Origin of the sequence: Klebsiella pneumoniae (genome assembly GCF_000742135.1) — a bacterium.
Lineage (GTDB): Bacteria > Pseudomonadota > Gammaproteobacteria > Enterobacterales > Enterobacteriaceae > Klebsiella > Klebsiella pneumoniae.
Genome location: NZ_KN046818.1, coordinates 4,336,667 through 4,352,962 on the forward strand (window position 1 = coordinate 4,336,667; position 16,296 = coordinate 4,352,962).

A 16,296-nucleotide genomic window follows, 5' to 3' on the forward strand; every position below is an offset into this window, starting at 1 on the left:
TTTACGCCGCGAGCCGGGGATTTGGCGCCGGATATCACTCCGGCAGCGTCCAGTCTCCGTCACCCAGCGCGCGCTGCATAATCAACGTATCCCGCCAGTCGCCCATCTTGTAGCCGACGCTGCGCAGCTGACCCGCCACGGTAAAGCCGAACTTTTTATGGATCGCCAGCGAGCCGGCATTGTTATGGCCATCGCCGATGATCGCCAGCATCTGCCGCCACGGGCCTTTCTCGCACTCAGCGATTAGCCTGGACAGCAGCGCGCTGCCGATGCCGCGTCCGCCCATTCCGGATTCCACGTATATCGATTCCTCGAGGGTGTAGCGATAGGCCGGACGCGGGCGATAGAAGGTGGCATAGCAGTAGCCGACGATAGCCCCGCGCCACAGCGCTACCAGCCACGGCAGCCCGTTGTCGCGCACGGTCTGGATCCGTTTACGCATTTCGTCAACGGTGGGGGGGATCTCTTCGAAGGAGGCGCGGCCATTAAGCACGTGCCAGACATACAGCGCGGCGATGGCGTGCGCATCGTCGGGCAGCGCTTCGCGAATTTCTAAATCACTGTCGAGTAACGGGGCCTCTGCGGGCATGGCGGCGCTCCTGAATCTGCCGGAGAAACATTCTCCGGCGTGCAGCGTAATACAGAAGCGCCAGGCTGAATAGTCCTGCCGTCGATTATTGCGGATCCGCCGGAGAGGCTGGCGTCGGGGCCGCTTCACCCCAGTATTTCTGCTTGCTGGTTTTACCAATCCCCGGGTTCATGCTGTTGGTCGGATCGTTCTGGCGATAGAACTGCTGCAGGCTCTCCGGGGCCTCATACAGATGACCCACGTTATGCTCCGCCGGGTACTGGGCGCCGCGCGCTTTCAGTAACTCCAGCATTTTTTCCTTCAGCGCGTGGGCGTCGACCCCTTTCCTGACGATGTAATCCTGATGGAACACATGGCACATAAAGTGGCCATAGTAGAGCTTATGCACCAGCTGGCTGTCGATTTCGGGCGGCAGATGTTCGAACCACTCGGTATCGTTACGGCGCAGGGCGATATCCAGCGCCAGAATATCTTCGACTTCGTCGGCATGCACCGCCTGATAGCGGATCGCCGCGCCGGCGGCGGCAAAGCGATGGAGGAACGCCTTGCTGCCTTCCTCCGGCGTACAGGCGAAGAAATCCCCCTCGGCCTGCTGGAAGTACTCCGTCAACCAACGCTGCGCTTCTTCGATGCCGTCGCCAGCCATCTTCAGCAGCAGATGATGTTCATATTTATCACGCCAGGTTTTCATCCGCTCCGGTAAATGTGCCGGGAAGACGTGGCCGAGCTTCTGCATAAAGCGGTCGGTAAAGTGCGGCTTAAACAGCGAGACTTTCTCCAGCATCGCGTCGGTGCGCCCCTTCATGGTGAAGAAGAACGGCATTTTGTCGGTGCCGAGCTTGTCGATCATCAGGAAGGTGTCTTTGCCATACTTCTCGGCGATATCGTAAATATCGCGGTGCATATATTCCCCCGCCACCGGAAGATGCTGGAACTCAGCGAGGATATGACGGCGGATCTCGGTCAATACCTGCGGCTGGTTGGTGCCAATGTAAAACACCTGCTGGCGCTTTTCCGCCGGGAAAGTATCGAGACGCACGGCGAAAACCGCCAGCTTGCCGGCGCAGCCGGAGGATTCGAACAGGCGGTCCGGGTCGGCGTTATAGCGCGCCGGGGTGTCGGCATCGACATCGCGCACGCGGGTGACATAGTCGTGATCGTGGGCGTGGCGGCCGTCGTGCAGGACATCGCTATCGCTAATCCGTTCGTCATCGAGGCGGCTGAGGATCTGCTCCGGCGTGCTGCCGAGATCGATGCCCAGATGATTGACCAGCTTCAGCTTGCCGTCGGCGTCAATCTGCGCGAACAGCGACATCTCAGTGTAGGCCGGCCCGCGCTGCACCAGCGAGCCGCCGGAGTTGTTGCAGATCCCGCCGATGACCGATGCGCCGATGCATGACGAACCGATCACCGAGTGCGGTTCGCGTCCCAGCGGTTTGAGCGCTTTTTCCAGCGAATAGAGGGTGGTGCCGGGCCAGGCCAGCACCTGCTCGCCTTTGTCCAGCAGATGCAGTTTGTCCAGGCGCAGGGTGCTGATAATCACGATCTCGCGATCGTAATCATTGCCGTTGGGGGTCGAACCTTCGGTCAGGCCGGTGTTGGCCGCCTGCATCAGAATAATTTTATCGGCGTCTACGCAGGCGTTGAGCACGCGCCAGAGCTCCAGCAGGGTACCGGGAAAGACAACCGCCAGGGCCTCGCCCTGACCGGAGCGGAAGCCTTTGCGGTAGCGCTGGGTTTTTGCCGGGTCGGTCAGCAGATGCGAAGGGCCAACCAGGCGCGCCAGGTCAGCCAGAAACGTTTTATGGGTGTCAGTGGGTGCAGATGACATGTTCCACTCCTTGTGGTGGTGCGCGAAATATCGAGGATAAGCATAGCGCTTTGTATGACAATTTGATGCATGAATGTTTCGCAAAAATCAGAGAAGAACCTTAGCATTCTGCGGGCGCGTTGTTTATATATATGGCAAACTGCGGTTTTTATTATGTTTTACCGAGTCCCCGTCTGAGATAAAGCGAGATAACAATGAAATGGCTCTGCACTGTAGGCGTCGCCGTGAGTCTGGCGCTGCAACCCGCGCTGGCGGATGAACTGTTTGGTAACCACCCCCTGACCCCGCAGGCGCGGGATGCCTTTGTCACCGACCTGCTGAAAAAAATGACGGTGGACGAGAAAATCGGCCAGCTGCGTCTGATAAGCGTTGGCCCGGATAACCCGAAAGAGGCGATCCGTGAAATGATCAAGAACGGTCAGGTGGGGGCGATTTTTAACACCGTTACCCGCCCGGATATCCGTGCAATGCAGGATCAGGTGATGCAGCTTAGCCGCCTGAAGATCCCGCTGTTCTTTGCCTACGATGTGCTGCACGGTCAGCGCACCGTGTTTCCGATAAGCCTCGGCCTGGCCTCGTCGTTTAACCTTGATGCGGTGAAGACCGTGGGCCGCGTGTCAGCTTATGAAGCTGCCGATGACGGGTTGAACATGACCTGGGCGCCGATGGTCGACGTCTCCCGCGACCCGCGCTGGGGACGCGCTTCCGAAGGGTTCGGGGAAGACACCTATCTGACCACGATGATGGGCCAGGCGATGGTGGAGTCGATGCAGGGTAAGAGCCCGGCGGACCGCTATTCGGTGATGACCAGCGTCAAGCATTTCGCCGCCTACGGCGCGGTGGAGGGCGGGAAAGAGTACAATACGGTCGACATGAGCCCGCAGCGCCTGTTCAACGACTATATGCCGCCGTATAAAGCCGGGCTTGATGCCGGCAGCGGCGCGGTGATGGTAGCCCTGAACTCGCTGAACGGCACCCCGGCGACCTCTGATTCCTGGCTGCTGAAAGACGTCCTGCGCGACCAATGGGGCTTTAAAGGCATCACCGTTTCCGACCACGGCGCCATCAAAGAGTTGATTAAGCACGGCGTGGCCTCCGACCCGGAAGACGCGGTGCGCGTAGCGCTGAAGTCCGGCATCAACATGAGCATGAGCGACGAGTATTACAGCAAGTACCTGCCGGGGCTGGTGAAGTCCGGCAAGGTGACCATGGCCGAGCTGGATGATGCCACCCGACACGTGCTCAACGTGAAATATGATATGGGACTGTTCAACGATCCCTACAGCCACCTGGGACCGAAAGATTCTGACCCGCAGGACACCAATGCGGAAAGTCGTCTGCATCGTAAAGAGGCGCGCGAAGTGGCTCGCGAGAGCCTGGTGCTGCTGAAAAACCGTCTTGATACGCTGCCGCTGAAAAAATCCGGCACTATCGCGGTGGTGGGCGCGCTGGCGGACAGCAAGCGCGACATGATGGGCAGCTGGTCCGCGGCCGGGGTGGCCGACCAGTCGGTGACCGTCCTGACCGGCATCAAAGAAGCGCTGGGCGATAACGGCAAAGTGATTTACGCCAAAGGGGCGAACGTTACCGATGACAAAGGCATTGTCGATTTCCTCAATTTGTATGAGAACGCGGTGCAGGTTGACCCACGCTCGCCGCAGGAAATGATCGACGAAGCGGTCGCGGCGGCGAAGCAATCCGATGTGGTGGTCGCCGTGGTGGGCGAGGCGCAGGGCATGGCGCATGAGGCCTCCAGCCGGACCGATATCACCCTGCCGCAGAGCCAGCGCAATCTGATTGCCGCTCTTAAAGCCACCGGCAAACCGCTGGTGCTGGTGCTGATGAACGGGCGTCCGCTGGCGCTGGTGAAAGAGGATCAGCAAGCCGATGCGCTGCTGGAGACCTGGTTTGCTGGCACCGAAGGCGGCCACGCCATCGCCGACGTGCTGTTTGGCGACTACAACCCGTCGGGCAAGCTGCCGATGTCTTTCCCGCGCTCGGTGGGCCAGATCCCAACCTACTACAGCCACCTGAATACCGGCCGGCCGTATAATCCGGAGAAGCCGAACAAGTACACCTCGCGTTACTTCGATGAAGCCAATGGCCCGCTGTATCCGTTTGGTTACGGCCTGAGCTACACCACCTTTAGCGTCTCCGATGTCAACATGTCGTCGGCCACCATGCCGCGCGACGGCAGCGTGACCGCCAGCGTGCAGGTGACCAACACCGGCAATCGCGAAGGGGCGACGGTGCTCCAGCTCTACCTGCAGGACGTCACCGCCTCCATGAGCCGGCCGGTGAAAATGCTGCGCGGCTTTAAAAAGGTCACCCTCAAACCGGGCGAAACGCAAACCGTTAGCTTCCCAATCGACGTCGACGCGCTGAAGTTCTGGAATCAGCAGATGAAATACGTTGCTGAGCCGGGCAAATTCAATGTCTTTATCGGCGTGGACTCCGCCCGCGTGAAGCAGAGCGAGTTTGAGCTGCTGTAAGGCATCGCTCTTAAGTCCAACGTCACGCTTTAAAGGCCGATTAATCGGCCTTTTCTTTTTCGCATCGCTGGCAAATGGGCTACGCTTTTCTCTTAAGCTTCTGTAAGCGAAGCGCAAAAGAACTGAGGGAAGCGGGATGAAGATGGCAACGACATGGTCCGGCGCGCTGGCGCTGGCCGCCCTGATAAGTTTACCGCTGCAGGCGGCGGAGCCGGTGAAGGTCGGCTCGAAAATTGATACCGAAGGCGCGCTGCTGGGCAATATGATCCAGCAGGTGCTGGAAAGCCACGGCGTAAAAACGATTAATAAAATCCAGCTCGGCACCACGCCGGTGGTGCGCGGGGCGATTGTCGCCGGCGAGCTGGATATCTACCCGGAATATACCGGCAATGGCGCCTTCTTCTTCAAAGATGAAAACGACCCGGCGTGGAAGAATGCCCAACAGGGCTATGAGAAGGTGAAGCGCCTCGATCAGGAGAAACATCAGCTGGTATGGCTCACCCCGGCGCCGGCCAACAACACCTGGACTATCGCTGTGCGCCAGGACCTGGCGGAGAAAAATAAGCTGACCTCGCTGGCCGACCTCAGTCGCTACCTGAAGCAGGGCGGCGAATTTAAGCTGGCGGCTTCGGCGGAATTTATTGAGCGCCCGGACGCGCTGCCGGCGTTTGAAAAAGCGTATGGCTTCAACCTCAACCAGAACCAGCTGCTGTCGCTGGCCGGGGGCGATACGGCGGTGACCATCAAAGCGGCGGCGCAACAGACCTCCGGCGTTAACGCGGCGATGGCCTACGGCACCGATGGCCCGGTGGCGGCCCTGGGGTTACAGACGCTGAGCGACCCGCAGGGCGTGCAGCCGATATATGCCCCGACGCCGGTGGTGCGCGAGGCGGTGCTCAAGGCCTACCCGAAGATCGCCGACTGGCTGCAGCCGGTCTTCGCCAGCCTCGATGAAAAAACGCTGCAGCAGCTGAACGCCCGCATTGCGGTGGAGGGCCAGGATGCGAAGCGCGTGGCGGCAGATTATCTGCAGCAGAAAGGCCTGCTGAAGTAAGCCACCGGTGACCATTCGCTGTACTCACCGCGTCGGCCTGCTGCTGACAGGTCTGCTGCTGGTTACGCTGGCGCTGCCGTTTGTCACTTATGCGCCGAATCGCTTACTCTCCGGGGAAGGGCGCGGGCTGTGGCAGGCGCTGCCCTGGCTCGCCGGCGTTCAGCTGGCGGCGGCCCTTGCCGGGATGCTGCTCTGCTGGCTGCCGGGCAGGATCGTGCCGTTTCTCCACCTGCTGCTGGCCGAACTGATCTTCCCGCTGCTTATCTGGGGCAGCGGCCAGGCGGCGCTTGAGCTCTCCCGCCACGGCTCGCCGCTGGCGCGCACCTCGCCCGGCAGCGGCCTGTGGTTGTCGCTGGCGCTTTGTCTGCTGCTGGCCAGCGAGGCCATCCGTCATCTCACCGTCCGGCCGCTCTGGCGCTGGCTGCTCAATGCGCAAGTCTGGCTGTTGCCCATCATCCTGCTCGCTATCGGGGCGCTCGATCAGCTCTCCTTGCTGAAGGAGTATGCCAACCGTCAGGAGGTATTTGATGACGCCCTGCGCCAGCATCTGCTTCTGCTGTTCGGCACCCTGCTGCCGGGCCTGCTGATTGGCCTGCCGCTGGGGGTATGGCTGTGGCGGCGTCCGCGCTGGCAGGCGCCGGCTTTCACCGCGCTCAATGTGATCCAGACTATTCCGTCGGTAGCGCTTTTTGGCCTGCTGATTGCGCCGCTTGCCGGTCTGGCGCGTTATTTCCCGACGCTGGGCGAGCTGGGCGTCTCCGGGACCGGCGTGGCGCCAGCCCTGATCGCTCTCACTCTCTATGCGCTACTGCCGCTGGTGCGCGGGGTGGTGACCGGCCTGCAGCAGGTACCGCAGGATGCCCTGGAAAGCGCGACGGCAATGGGCATGAGCGCCGGGCAGCGCTTTCGTCAGGTGCAGCTTCCGCTGGCGATGCCGGTACTGCTGCGCAGCCTGCGGGTGGTCAGCGTGCAAACCGTCGGCATGGCGGTAGTGGCCGCGCTGATCGGCGCCGGCGGCTTTGGCGCTCTGGTTTTTCAGGGGCTGCTGAGCAGTGCGCTGGATCTGGTGCTGCTGGGCGTGGTGCCGACCATTGCCCTAGCGGTGGTGGTGGATGCCCTGTTCGCCCTGTGGGGCGCCTAGCTAAAAGGAGAGGCCAATGATTGAATTTCAAGGGGTCAGCAAAGTGTTTGCCGGCCACCCGGCGGTGAAGGACCTGACCCTGGAGCTGCGCGAAGGCGCTTTCTCGGTGCTGGTGGGGACTTCCGGCTCGGGCAAGTCGACGACGCTGAAGATGATCAACCGTCTGCTGGAGCCGGACCGGGGCACTATTCGCTTTGCCGGCGAGGACATTCGCCAGCAGCCGGTCCTGACCCTGCGGCGGCGGATGGGCTATGCCATCCAGTCCATCGGCCTGTTTCCCCACTGGACGGTGGCGCAGAATATCGCCACCGTGCCGCAGCTGCAAAGATGGCCGCGGGCAAGGATCGCCGACCGGATCGATGAGCTGATGGCGCTGCTGGGGCTGGAGGCGACGCTGCGCGACCGTTACCCGCATCAGCTCTCCGGCGGCCAGCAGCAGCGGGTGGGGGTGGCGCGGGCGCTGGCGGCAGATCCGGAGGTGCTGTTGATGGATGAGCCCTTCGGCGCCCTCGACCCGGTGACCCGCGAGGCGCTGCAGCAGGAGATGCTGCGCATCCACCGTCTGCTGGGACGGACGATTGTGCTGGTGACCCATGATATTGACGAAGCGCTGCGTCTGGCGGACCACCTGGTGCTGATGGACGGGGGCGAGGTGGTCCAGCAGGGGGCGCCGCTGGAGATGCTCCTGCGACCGAAAAATAGCTTTGTACAGACCTTTTTTGGTCGTAGCGAGCTGGGCGTGCGCCTGCTGTCGCTGCGCGAGGTGGGGGACTATTTGCGTCCCGACGAACGGCTGGCGGGCGAGGGGCTGACCGTCACCATGACCCTGCGGGAAGCGCTGTCGCAGTTTGTCGCCCGGCGCTGCGAGACGCTGCCGGTGGTCGATGCCGAAGGCAGGCCCTGCGGTACGCTGCATTTTGCCGATCTGCTGCGCCAGGAGATGAGCCATGAAGGCGCTTCGTGAGCCGTTGTGGTGGCTTATCGCGCTGTTCATCGGCCTGCTGGCGGGGCTGCCCTACAGCGCGCCGCTGTTCAGTCGGCTGTTCCCGGAACTGCCGCGGCCGGTCTACCAGCAGGAGAGCTTCTGGGCGCTCACTCTCGATCACGGCTGGCTGGTGGTGGCGTCCAGCCTCGCGGCAACGGCAATCGGGCTGGGGGCTGGGGTGGCGGTCACCCGGCCCGCCGGCAGCGCGTTTCGTCCGCTGGTGGAGACCATCGCCGCTATCGGGCAGACCTTTCCGCCGGTGGCGGTGCTGGCGATGGCGGTGCCGGTGCTGGGCTTTGGCTGGCTGCCGGCGCTCATCGCCCTCGCGTTGTATGGCATACTGCCGGTGCTGCAGGGGACGCTGGCCGGGCTGGGTTCGATACCGCCGGGGGTGTCAGGCGTTGCTGAAGGGATGGGAATGACCGGCTGGCAGCGTCTGTATAAGGTGGAGCTACCGCTGGCGGCCCCGGTGATCCTGGCGGGGATCCGCACCTCGGTCATCGTCAATATTGGTACCGCGACCATTGCCTCGACGGTGGGGGCCAGTACGCTCGGGACGCCGATCATCATCGGCCTGAGCGGCTTTAATACCGCCTATATTGTTCAGGGGGCGCTGCTGGTGGCCCTGGCGGCGATTATCGTCGACCGCGCGTTTGAGCGTCTGACCCGCTGGATCAGCCGACACCGCCACGCACAATAAAGGAATAGCCGGCCAGCATTACGCCGCTGATCCCGCCGATGGCCATAAGTAAGAAGAGAGTGACGACCGCGATTTTCGCTGGCTTCATAATAGGCTCCTGATGTTAACAGGGGGATTATACGGTGAAGCGCAGGTGTTAATGAAACATTAATTGCGGTTTAGCGCGCCGCGCCGGGCTTTTTGCCGCGTTTGCTGCGCAACGCGCCGCAAAAAAGTGTGATCCTGGCCGTCATTTTTCATTTTTATGCAGGGCTTCAAAGAAAGTTTTCGCCAGGCAGGGTATGGTACGCGCTTTCAGGCATGTGTGGTTTGCGGGTATGTACGAGTTTGATCTGGTGTTGCTGCTGCTTCAGCAGATGTGCGTATTTTTGGTCATCGCGTGGTTGATGAGCAAAACCCGACTGTTTATCCCCCTGATGCAAGTCACCGTTCGCCTGCCGCACAAGCTGCTGTGCTACGTCACCTTCTCCATTTTCTGCATTATGGGGACCTATTTCGGTCTGCATATCGAAGACTCGATCGCCAACACCCGCGCCATCGGCGCTGTGATGGGCGGCCTGCTCGGCGGGCCGGTGGTCGGCGGGCTGGTAGGGCTCACCGGCGGCCTGCACCGCTACTCGCTGGGGGGAATGACCGCCTTAAGCTGCATGGTCTCCACCATCGTTGAGGGGCTGCTGGGCGGTCTGGTGCACAGCGTGCTGGTCAAACGCGGCCGGCCGGACAAAGTCTTTAGCCCGCTGACCGCCGGGGCGATCACCTTCGTGGCCGAGCTGGTGCAGATGATGATCATTCTGCTGATTGCCCGCCCGTTCCAGGACGCCCTGCATCTGGTGCAGAGCATTGCCGCGCCGATGATGGTCACCAATACCGTCGGTGCGGCGCTGTTTATGCGCATTCTGCTGGACAAGCGGGCGATGTCTGAGAAGTACACCTCCGCCTTTTCCGCCACGGCGCTGAAGGTGGCGGCGTCCACCGAGGGGATCCTGCGTCAGGGATTCAACGAAGAAAATAGCATGAAGGTGGCCCAGGTGCTGATCCAGGAGCTGGACATCGGCGCGGTGGCGATCACCGATCGCGACAAGCTGCTGGCGTTTACCGGCATCGGCGACGATCACCATCTGCCGGGCAAGCCTATCTCCTCCTCGTATACGCAACGGGCGATTGAGACCGGGGAGGTGGTCTACGCCGACGGCAACGAGGTGCCTTACCGCTGCTCGATTCATCCGCACTGTAAGCTGGGGTCGACGCTGGTGATCCCCCTGCGCGGCGAGAACCAACGGGTGATAGGCACCATTAAACTGTATGAGGCGAAAAATCGCCTGTTCAGTTCGATCAACCGCACCCTCGGGGAGGGGATTGCCCAGCTGCTGTCGGCGCAGATCCTCGCCGGACAGTACGAGCGGCAGAAGGCGCTGCTGACGCAATCCGAAATCAAGCTCCTGCATGCCCAGGTCAACCCACACTTCCTGTTTAACGCGCTTAACACGCTGAAGGCGGTGATCCGCCGCGACAGCGATCAGGCCGGCCAGCTGGTGCAGTATCTGTCGACCTTCTTTCGCAAGAACCTGAAACGGCCGACGGAAATTGTCACTCTTGCCGATGAGATCGAGCATGTTAACGCCTATCTGCAGATTGAGAAGGCTCGCTTTCAGGCTAACCTGCAGATCCAGATGGCGGTGCCGGAAGGGCTGGCGCATCACCAGCTGCCGGCCTTTACCCTGCAGCCGATCGTGGAGAACGCCATTAAGCATGGTACATCGCAACATCTTGGCGTCGGCGAAATTACCATCCGCGCCAGCCAGGACGATCGCTGGCTGCAGCTGGATATCGAAGATAACACCGGGCTGTACCGGGCCAACCCCCAGGCCAGCGGGCTGGGGATGAATCTGGTGGACAGGCGGCTGCGGGCGCGTTTTGGCGCCGACTGCGGCATCAGCGTCACCTGCGAGCCGGAGCGCTTTACCCGTGTCACCCTACGTCTGCCCCTGGAGGAGAATGCATGCTGAGAGTATTGATCGTCGATGATGAGCCGCTGGCGCGGGAAAACCTGCGCATTTTGCTGGAGACACAGCGCGATATCGAGATCGTCGGCGAGTGCGGCAACGCGGTGGAGGCCATTGGCGCGGTGCATAAGCTGCGTCCCGACGTGCTGTTTCTCGACATCCAGATGCCGCGCATCAGCGGTCTGGAGATGGTCGGGATGCTCGACCCGGAGCACCGCCCCTATATCGTGTTTCTCACCGCCTTTGATGAATACGCGGTGAAAGCCTTTGAGGAGCATGCCTTTGACTATCTGCTGAAGCCGATTGAAGCTGCCCGGCTGGAGAAAACCCTCGCCCGCCTGCGCCAGGAGCGTAATCTGCAGGATGTGTCGCTGCTGGATGATGCTCAGCAGACGCTGAAATACATTCCCTGTACCGGCCACAGTCGTATCTGGCTGCTGCAGATGGAGGATGTGGCCTTCGTCAGCAGCCGGATGAGCGGCATCTACGTGACCGACCGCGAGGGAAAAGAGGGCTTTACCGAACTGACCCTGCGCACCCTTGAGAGCCGCACGCCGTTGCTGCGCTGCCATCGCCAGTATCTGGTGAATATGGCGCACCTGAAGGAGATTCGCCTGGAGGAGAATGGTCAGGCGGAGCTGCTGATGCGCGCCGGGCAAACGGTGCCGATGAGCCGACGCTATTTAAAAAGCCTGAAAGAGGCGATTGGCCTGTAAAGCTGGTACACTGCGCCCCATTGCATCATCGACAGTAAAAGGCCCTCATGCTCAGTAATGATATTCTTCGTAGCCTGCGCTACACCCTGAAAGTCAATAATAACGATATGGTGCGCATTCTCGCGCTCTCCGCTATGGAATCCACCGCCGCCAGCTTCGACACCTGGACGACGAAAGAGGATGAAGAGGGCTTTGTTCGCTGCCCGGACATTATCCTGTCGGGTTTCCTTAACGGCCTTATCTATGACAAGCGCGGCAAAGATGATTCGGCCCCGGAGCTGGCGCTGGAGCGTCGGGTGAATAACAACACGGTGCTGAAAAAGCTGCGGATCGCCTTCTCGCTGAAAACGGACGATATCCAGGCGATTATGAGCGAGCAGAAATACCGGGTGTCGGTGCCGGAGATCACCGCCATGATGCGCTCGCCTGACCACAAAAACTACCGCGAGTGCGGCGACCAGTTTCTGCGCAATTTCCTGCGCGGACTGACCCAGCGGGTGCATAACCCGAAGGCATGATTTTTTGCCGGGTGGCGGCTTCGCCTGACCCGGCCTACAACGACTGCCCCCGGGCGCGTGCTAGCATAGCGCCGCCGGGCAAAAAAAAGCCGGAGATACTCTCCGGCTTTTTTGTTATTTCACCTGCTGACCCGGCTTGGCGCCGTCGTCAGGGCTTAAGAGGAAGATATCCTTCCCGCCAGGGCCGGCGGCCATCACCATGCCCTCGGAGATGCCGAAACGCATTTTGCGCGGCGCCAGGTTGGCGACCATCACCGTCAGGCGGCCAATCAGCGGCTGCGGATCCGGGTAAGCGGAGCGGATGCCGGAGAAGACATTGCGTTTTTCGCCGCCGAGATCCAGCGTCAGGCGCAGCAGCTTGTCGGAGCCCTCGACGAATTCCGCGTTTTCAATCAGCGCCACGCGCAGATCGACTTTGGCAAAATCGTCAAAGGTGATGGTCTCCTGAATCGGATCGTCCGCCAGCGGACCGGTGACCGGCGCCGCGGTGGCTTTCACCTCTTCTTTAGAGGCTTCCACCAGGGCTTCCACCTGTTTCATCTCGATGCGGTTGTACAGCGCCTTGAACGGATTGACCTTATGCGCCAGCAGCGGCTGCTGAATGGCATCCCAGCTCAGTTCGCTGTTGAGGAATGCCTCCGCACGCGCGGCCAGCTGCGGCAGGACCGGCTTCAGCCAGGTCATCAGCACGCGGAACATATTCAGGCCCATGGTGCAGATGGCCTGCAGGTCGGCGTCGCGGCCTTCCTGTTTCGCCACCACCCACGGCGCCTGCTCGTCGACATAGCGGTTAGCCACGTCGGCGAGGGCCATGATTTCACGGATGGCTTTACCGAACTCGCGGCTGTCCCACGCTTCGCCGATGCTTTCCGCCGCGTCGGTGAAGGTTTTGTACAGCGCCGGGTCGGCCAGCTCCGCGGCCAGCACGCCGTCGAAACGCTTGTTGATAAAGCCCGCGTTGCGCGAGGCGAGGTTAACCACCTTGTTGACGATGTCGGCGTTCACGCGCTGCACGAAATCTTCCAGGTTCAGGTCGATGTCATCGATGCGTGAAGAGAGCTTGGCGGTGTAGTAGTAGCGCAGGCTGTCGGCATCGAAATGATTTAACCAGGTGCTGGCCTTGATAAAGGTGCCGCGCGACTTGGACATCTTGGCGCCGTTGACCGTCACGTAGCCGTGCACGAACAGATTAGTCGGCTTACGGAAGTTGCTGCCTTCCAGCATCGCCGGCCAGAACAGGCTGTGGAAGTAGACAATGTCTTTGCCGATAAAGTGATACAGCTCGGCCGTGGAATCTTTCTTCCAGTATTCGTCGAAGCTGGTGGTGTCGCCGCGCTTGTCGCACAGGTTCTTGAAGGAGCCCATGTAGCCGATCGGCGCGTCCAGCCAGACGTAGAAATATTTGCCCGGCGCGTTGGGAATTTCGAAGCCGAAGTACGGCGCATCGCGGGAGATGTCCCACTGCTGCAGGCCGGATTCGAACCACTCCTGCATCTTGTTCGCGACCTGCTCCTGCAGCGCGCCGCTGCGGGTCCACGCCTGCAGCATTTCGCTGAACGACGGCAGGTCGAAGAAGAAGTGCTCGGAGTCACGCATCACCGGCGTAGCGCCGGAGACCACCGATTTCGGGTCGATAAGTTCGGTGGGGCTGTAGGTCGCGCCGCACACTTCGCAGTTATCGCCATACTGGTCCGGAGATTTGCACTTCGGACAGGTGCCTTTCACAAAACGGTCCGGCAGGAACATGCCTTTTTCCGGATCGTAGAGCTGAGAGATGGTGCGGTTTTTAATAAAACCGTTCTCTTTCAGGCGGGTGTAGATAAGCTCCGACAGCTCGCGGTTCTCGTCGCTGTGCGTCGAGTGATAGTTATCATAGCTGATGTCGAAGCCGGCGAAATCGGTCTGATGCTCCTGACTCATTTCGCCAATCATCTGCTCCGGTGTGATACCGAGCTGCTGCGCTTTGAGCATAATCGGCGTGCCGTGGGCGTCGTCGGCGCAGATGAAGTTGACCTCGTGGCCGCGCATTCGCTGGTAACGGACCCAGACATCAGCCTGGATGTGCTCCAGCATGTGGCCGAGGTGGATGGAGCCGTTGGCGTACGGCAGGGCGCACGTTACCAGAATTTTCTTCGCGACTTGAGTCATAGTGAGCATTACATCTTCTGTTGTAAAAAGGGCTTCCGATATTACCAAAAGGGCTGTGGGTGCGCCATAAATGGCTGCCCATATATGGATAATCGTTACCTGTGATAAACTCTGTGATTACTGAAAGCATCTCAAAACAACAAAGGAGTCGGGATGAATTCGCAATCCCAGGCCAAATCCCCTGAGCGCCTACGTGCGATGGTCGCCGGGACGCTGGCCAATTTCCAGCACCCAACCCTGAAGCATAATCTCACCGCCCTTAAGGCGCTGCACCATGTCGCCTGGCTGGACGATACCGTCCATATTGAACTGCAAATGCCGTTCGTCTGGAGCAGCGCTTTCGAAGCGCTGAAAGAGCAGTGCAGCGCCGAACTGCTGCGCATCACCGGCGCGAAGGCCATCGACTGGAAGCTGACCCACAGCATCGCAACCCTCAAGCGGGTGAAAAACCAGCCCGGGGTCAACGGCGTGAAAAACATTATCGCCATCAGCTCCGGCAAAGGCGGCGTCGGTAAATCTTCTACTGCCGTAAACCTGGCGCTGGCCCTGGCGGCGGAAGGGGCGAAGGTGGGCATTCTGGATGCCGATATCTATGGTCCGTCGATTCCGACCATGCTGGGTGCTGAAGACAGCCGCCCGACCTCGCCGGACGGCACTCATATGGCGCCGATCATGAAATATGGTCTGGCGACCAACTCCATCGGTTACCTGGTGACCGACGACAACGCCATGGTCTGGCGTGGGCCGATGGCCAGCAAGGCGCTGATGCAGATGCTGCAGGAGACCCTGTGGCCGGACCTCGACTACCTGGTGCTGGATATGCCGCCGGGCACCGGCGACATCCAGCTGACCCTGGCGCAGAACATTCCGGTGACCGGCGCGGTGGTGGTCACCACGCCGCAGGACATCGCGCTGATCGACGCCAAAAAAGGCATCGTGATGTTCGAGAAAGTGGAAGTGCCGGTGCTGGGGATCGTGGAAAACATGAGCATGCATATCTGCAGCAACTGCGGGCACCACGAGCCTATCTTCGGCACCGGCGGCGCGCAAAAACTGGCCGAGAAATACCACACCCAGCTGCTGGGCCAGCTGCCGCTGCATATTACGCTGCGGGAAGATCTGGATAACGGCACGCCGACGGTGGTGGCGCGTCCGGACAGCGAATTTATCGACATCTACCGCCAGCTGGCGGGCCGGGTGGCGGCCCAGATGTACTGGCAGGGAGAAGTGATCCCGGGTGAGATTGCCTTCCGCGCCGTTTAAGGCCGCGGCGAGCGCATCAGCCAGTATCTGCCCTCGGGCGACGCGCCCTGTGCTTCGATGGTCCAGCCATGACGCTGGTAGAAGCGCAGGGCGTTTTTATTTTCCATCAGGCACTTCAGCGTTCCGCTGGCGGTAAAGGTCCGTTCGACCTGCGCCAGCAGCGCGCTGCCGATATGTTTGCCTTGCCAGTCGGGGTCGACAAACAGATGGTGAAGGAAATTATCGGCGGTCCATACGGCGGCAAAGCCCACCGGCTGGCCGTCGCATTCCGCGACCCACAGCTGTTCATCCGCGGTGGTGGCATCGAAATCCTCCAGCCGCCACGCCGCGGCGGGAAGCCAGGTCCACGATAAACTGCGCGCCCGCAGGAAGATCTGGCGCAGCGCCGGAGAGTCCGCTGGCTCGCTGGGGCGGACGTGGAGATTGCGCGGATCAGCGGTGATAGAAGATCTCGCCATCGTACACTTTGAGGATTTTGCCTTCGGTATCGGTGATCAGCACGTAGTTACCGCCCATATAGGTCCAGTGGCTGCCGGCGTCCGGCGCAGGCAGGTTACGCTGCTGCCACTGTTTGATGTTGTATTCCGGGGTGAGGTACATCGCCGGAACGGTGTCGCCGATGTGAAACTGGGTGAAATCGGCGGTGAACTCTTTCAGCGCATACTGATCGATCCCCGCGGCAGTAGCCGTCCAGCTGGCGCCAGCGGTGGCAAGAAGTACGCCCAGAAGCATCATTTTTGTTTTACGCATAGTTTCCTCAATATTACCTGGACTCAAAATAGCAGCCTCGTATCATTCCTGATGCGTTGCTGAAATGGCAAGCACTGGATTTTTAAAAAGTGTAAGCAAAACGCGG

At 60.6% G+C, this 16,296-nt stretch carries 15 protein-coding genes; 9 read left to right on the forward strand and 6 right to left on the reverse strand.

The annotated features are described in order from the left end of the window. Positions 1 to 34: 34 nt before the first annotated feature. Together DR88_RS05220 and dld are read right to left on the reverse strand one after the other, a co-directional pair. Complete coding sequence (locus tag DR88_RS05220; protein ID WP_002912829.1) at positions 35 to 589, reverse strand: GNAT family N-acetyltransferase; 555 nt, start codon at positions 587 to 589, stop codon at positions 35 to 37. An 85-nt stretch (positions 590 to 674) separates the two neighbouring features. Beyond that, positions 675 to 2,420, reverse strand: a complete 1,746-nt coding sequence (gene dld / locus DR88_RS05215) for a D-lactate dehydrogenase (protein WP_002912827.1) — start codon at positions 2,418 to 2,420, stop codon at positions 675 to 677. A 194-nt stretch (positions 2,421 to 2,614) separates the two neighbouring features. Between dld and bglX the strand changes: the two genes are divergently transcribed. The 5 genes from bglX to DR88_RS05190 all read left to right on the forward strand — a co-directional run bounded on the left by bglX (position 2,615) and on the right by DR88_RS05190 (position 8,792). Beyond that, entirely contained in the window at positions 2,615 to 4,912 is a 2,298-nt protein-coding gene (gene bglX, locus DR88_RS05210) for a beta-glucosidase BglX (RefSeq protein WP_004149086.1), read from the forward strand. A 136-nt stretch (positions 4,913 to 5,048) separates the two neighbouring features. Beyond that, complete coding sequence (gene osmF, locus DR88_RS05205; protein WP_004149085.1) at positions 5,049 to 5,966, forward strand: glycine betaine ABC transporter substrate-binding protein OsmF; 918 nt, start codon at positions 5,049 to 5,051, stop codon at positions 5,964 to 5,966. Positions 5,967 to 5,973: 7 nt separating this feature from the next. Then, positions 5,974 to 7,107 carry an ABC transporter permease gene (locus tag DR88_RS05200; RefSeq protein WP_004149084.1) on the forward strand — a complete coding sequence of 378 codons (1,134 nt, stop codon included), beginning with the start codon at positions 5,974 to 5,976 and terminating at the stop codon, positions 7,105 to 7,107. Between the two features lie 16 nt (positions 7,108 to 7,123). Beyond that, positions 7,124 to 8,071 (forward strand): ABC transporter ATP-binding protein, encoded by a 948-nt coding sequence (locus tag DR88_RS05195; protein WP_004149083.1) that lies wholly within the window; start codon positions 7,124 to 7,126, stop codon positions 8,069 to 8,071. After that, positions 8,055 to 8,792 carry an ABC transporter permease gene (locus DR88_RS05190; RefSeq protein WP_004151128.1) on the forward strand — a complete coding sequence of 246 codons (738 nt, stop codon included), beginning with the start codon at positions 8,055 to 8,057 and terminating at the stop codon, positions 8,790 to 8,792. The genes DR88_RS05195 and DR88_RS05190 overlap by 17 nt, the downstream gene beginning before the upstream one ends. Here DR88_RS05190 and DR88_RS05185 read toward each other — a convergent pair. Next, positions 8,767 to 8,880, reverse strand: a complete 114-nt coding sequence (locus DR88_RS05185; protein ID WP_002912762.1) for a protein YohO — start codon at positions 8,878 to 8,880, stop codon at positions 8,767 to 8,769. The genes DR88_RS05190 and DR88_RS05185 overlap by 26 nt on opposite strands. 229 nt (positions 8,881 to 9,109) lie before the next feature. Between DR88_RS05185 and DR88_RS05180 the strand changes: the two genes are divergently transcribed. The 3 genes from DR88_RS05180 to DR88_RS05170 are packed head-to-tail and all read left to right on the forward strand — an operon-like array spanning position 9,110 to position 12,029. Further along, positions 9,110 to 10,798, forward strand: coding sequence for a sensor histidine kinase (locus DR88_RS05180; protein ID WP_025862115.1), 1,689 nt, complete (start codon positions 9,110 to 9,112; stop codon positions 10,796 to 10,798). Next, the gene (gene btsR, locus DR88_RS05175) at positions 10,792 to 11,511 is read left to right on the forward strand and encodes a two-component system response regulator BtsR (RefSeq protein ID WP_025862116.1); all 720 of its coding nucleotides are present in this window, start codon (positions 10,792 to 10,794) and stop codon (positions 11,509 to 11,511) included. The genes DR88_RS05180 and btsR overlap by 7 nt, the downstream gene beginning before the upstream one ends. A gap of 47 nt (positions 11,512 to 11,558) precedes the next feature. Then, positions 11,559 to 12,029: a YehS family protein gene (locus DR88_RS05170; RefSeq protein WP_002912756.1), complete on the forward strand. Its 471-nt coding sequence runs from the start codon at positions 11,559 to 11,561 to the stop codon at positions 12,027 to 12,029. A 114-nt stretch (positions 12,030 to 12,143) separates the two neighbouring features. Here DR88_RS05170 and metG read toward each other — a convergent pair whose 3' ends face one another. After that, positions 12,144 to 14,177 (reverse strand): methionine--tRNA ligase, encoded by a 2,034-nt coding sequence (metG, locus tag DR88_RS05165; RefSeq protein WP_025862117.1) that lies wholly within the window; start codon positions 14,175 to 14,177, stop codon positions 12,144 to 12,146. A gap of 153 nt (positions 14,178 to 14,330) precedes the next feature. Between metG and apbC the strand changes: the two genes are divergently transcribed. Further along, entirely contained in the window at positions 14,331 to 15,440 is a 1,110-nt protein-coding gene (apbC, locus tag DR88_RS05160; protein WP_032443978.1) for an iron-sulfur cluster carrier protein ApbC, read from the forward strand. Here the strand turns inward: apbC and DR88_RS05155 are convergent. Both DR88_RS05155 and DR88_RS05150 read right to left on the reverse strand, forming a co-directional pair. Continuing rightward, the gene (locus tag DR88_RS05155; protein WP_025862118.1) at positions 15,437 to 15,898 is read right to left on the reverse strand and encodes a GNAT family N-acetyltransferase; all 462 of its coding nucleotides are present in this window, start codon (positions 15,896 to 15,898) and stop codon (positions 15,437 to 15,439) included. The genes apbC and DR88_RS05155 overlap by 4 nt on opposite strands. Continuing rightward, positions 15,873 to 16,190 carry an RcnB family protein gene (locus tag DR88_RS05150; RefSeq protein ID WP_002912749.1) on the reverse strand — a complete coding sequence of 106 codons (318 nt, stop codon included), beginning with the start codon at positions 16,188 to 16,190 and terminating at the stop codon, positions 15,873 to 15,875. Before DR88_RS05150 ends, DR88_RS05155 begins: the two co-directional genes overlap by 26 nt. Between the last annotated feature and the right edge of the window lie 106 nt (positions 16,191 to 16,296).

Bases quoted from the DNA above. Each gene is read 5' to 3' on its own strand.
- DR88_RS05190 (WP_004151128.1), top strand. From the start codon at position 8,055: ATGAAGGCGCTTCGTGAGCCGTTGTGGTGGCTTATCGCGCTGTTCATC.
- DR88_RS05220 (WP_002912829.1), bottom strand. From the start codon at position 589: ATGCCCGCAGAGGCCCCGTTACTCGACAGTGATTTAGAAATTCGCGAA.
- DR88_RS05185 (WP_002912762.1), bottom strand. From the start codon at position 8,880: ATGAAGCCAGCGAAAATCGCGGTCGTCACTCTCTTCTTACTTATGGCC.
- DR88_RS05195 (WP_004149083.1), top strand. From the start codon at position 7,124: ATGATTGAATTTCAAGGGGTCAGCAAAGTGTTTGCCGGCCACCCGGCG.
- bglX (WP_004149086.1), top strand. From the start codon at position 2,615: ATGAAATGGCTCTGCACTGTAGGCGTCGCCGTGAGTCTGGCGCTGCAA.
- dld (WP_002912827.1), bottom strand. From the start codon at position 2,420: ATGTCATCTGCACCCACTGACACCCATAAAACGTTTCTGGCTGACCTG.
- DR88_RS05170 (WP_002912756.1), top strand. From the start codon at position 11,559: ATGCTCAGTAATGATATTCTTCGTAGCCTGCGCTACACCCTGAAAGTC.
- osmF (WP_004149085.1), top strand. From the start codon at position 5,049: ATGAAGATGGCAACGACATGGTCCGGCGCGCTGGCGCTGGCCGCCCTG.
- btsR (WP_025862116.1), top strand. From the start codon at position 10,792: ATGCTGAGAGTATTGATCGTCGATGATGAGCCGCTGGCGCGGGAAAAC.
- DR88_RS05150 (WP_002912749.1), bottom strand. From the start codon at position 16,190: ATGCGTAAAACAAAAATGATGCTTCTGGGCGTACTTCTTGCCACCGCT.
- DR88_RS05155 (WP_025862118.1), bottom strand. From the start codon at position 15,898: ATGGCGAGATCTTCTATCACCGCTGATCCGCGCAATCTCCACGTCCGC.
- metG (WP_025862117.1), bottom strand. From the start codon at position 14,177: ATGACTCAAGTCGCGAAGAAAATTCTGGTAACGTGCGCCCTGCCGTAC.
- apbC (WP_032443978.1), top strand. From the start codon at position 14,331: ATGAATTCGCAATCCCAGGCCAAATCCCCTGAGCGCCTACGTGCGATG.
- DR88_RS05180 (WP_025862115.1), top strand. From the start codon at position 9,110: ATGTACGAGTTTGATCTGGTGTTGCTGCTGCTTCAGCAGATGTGCGTA.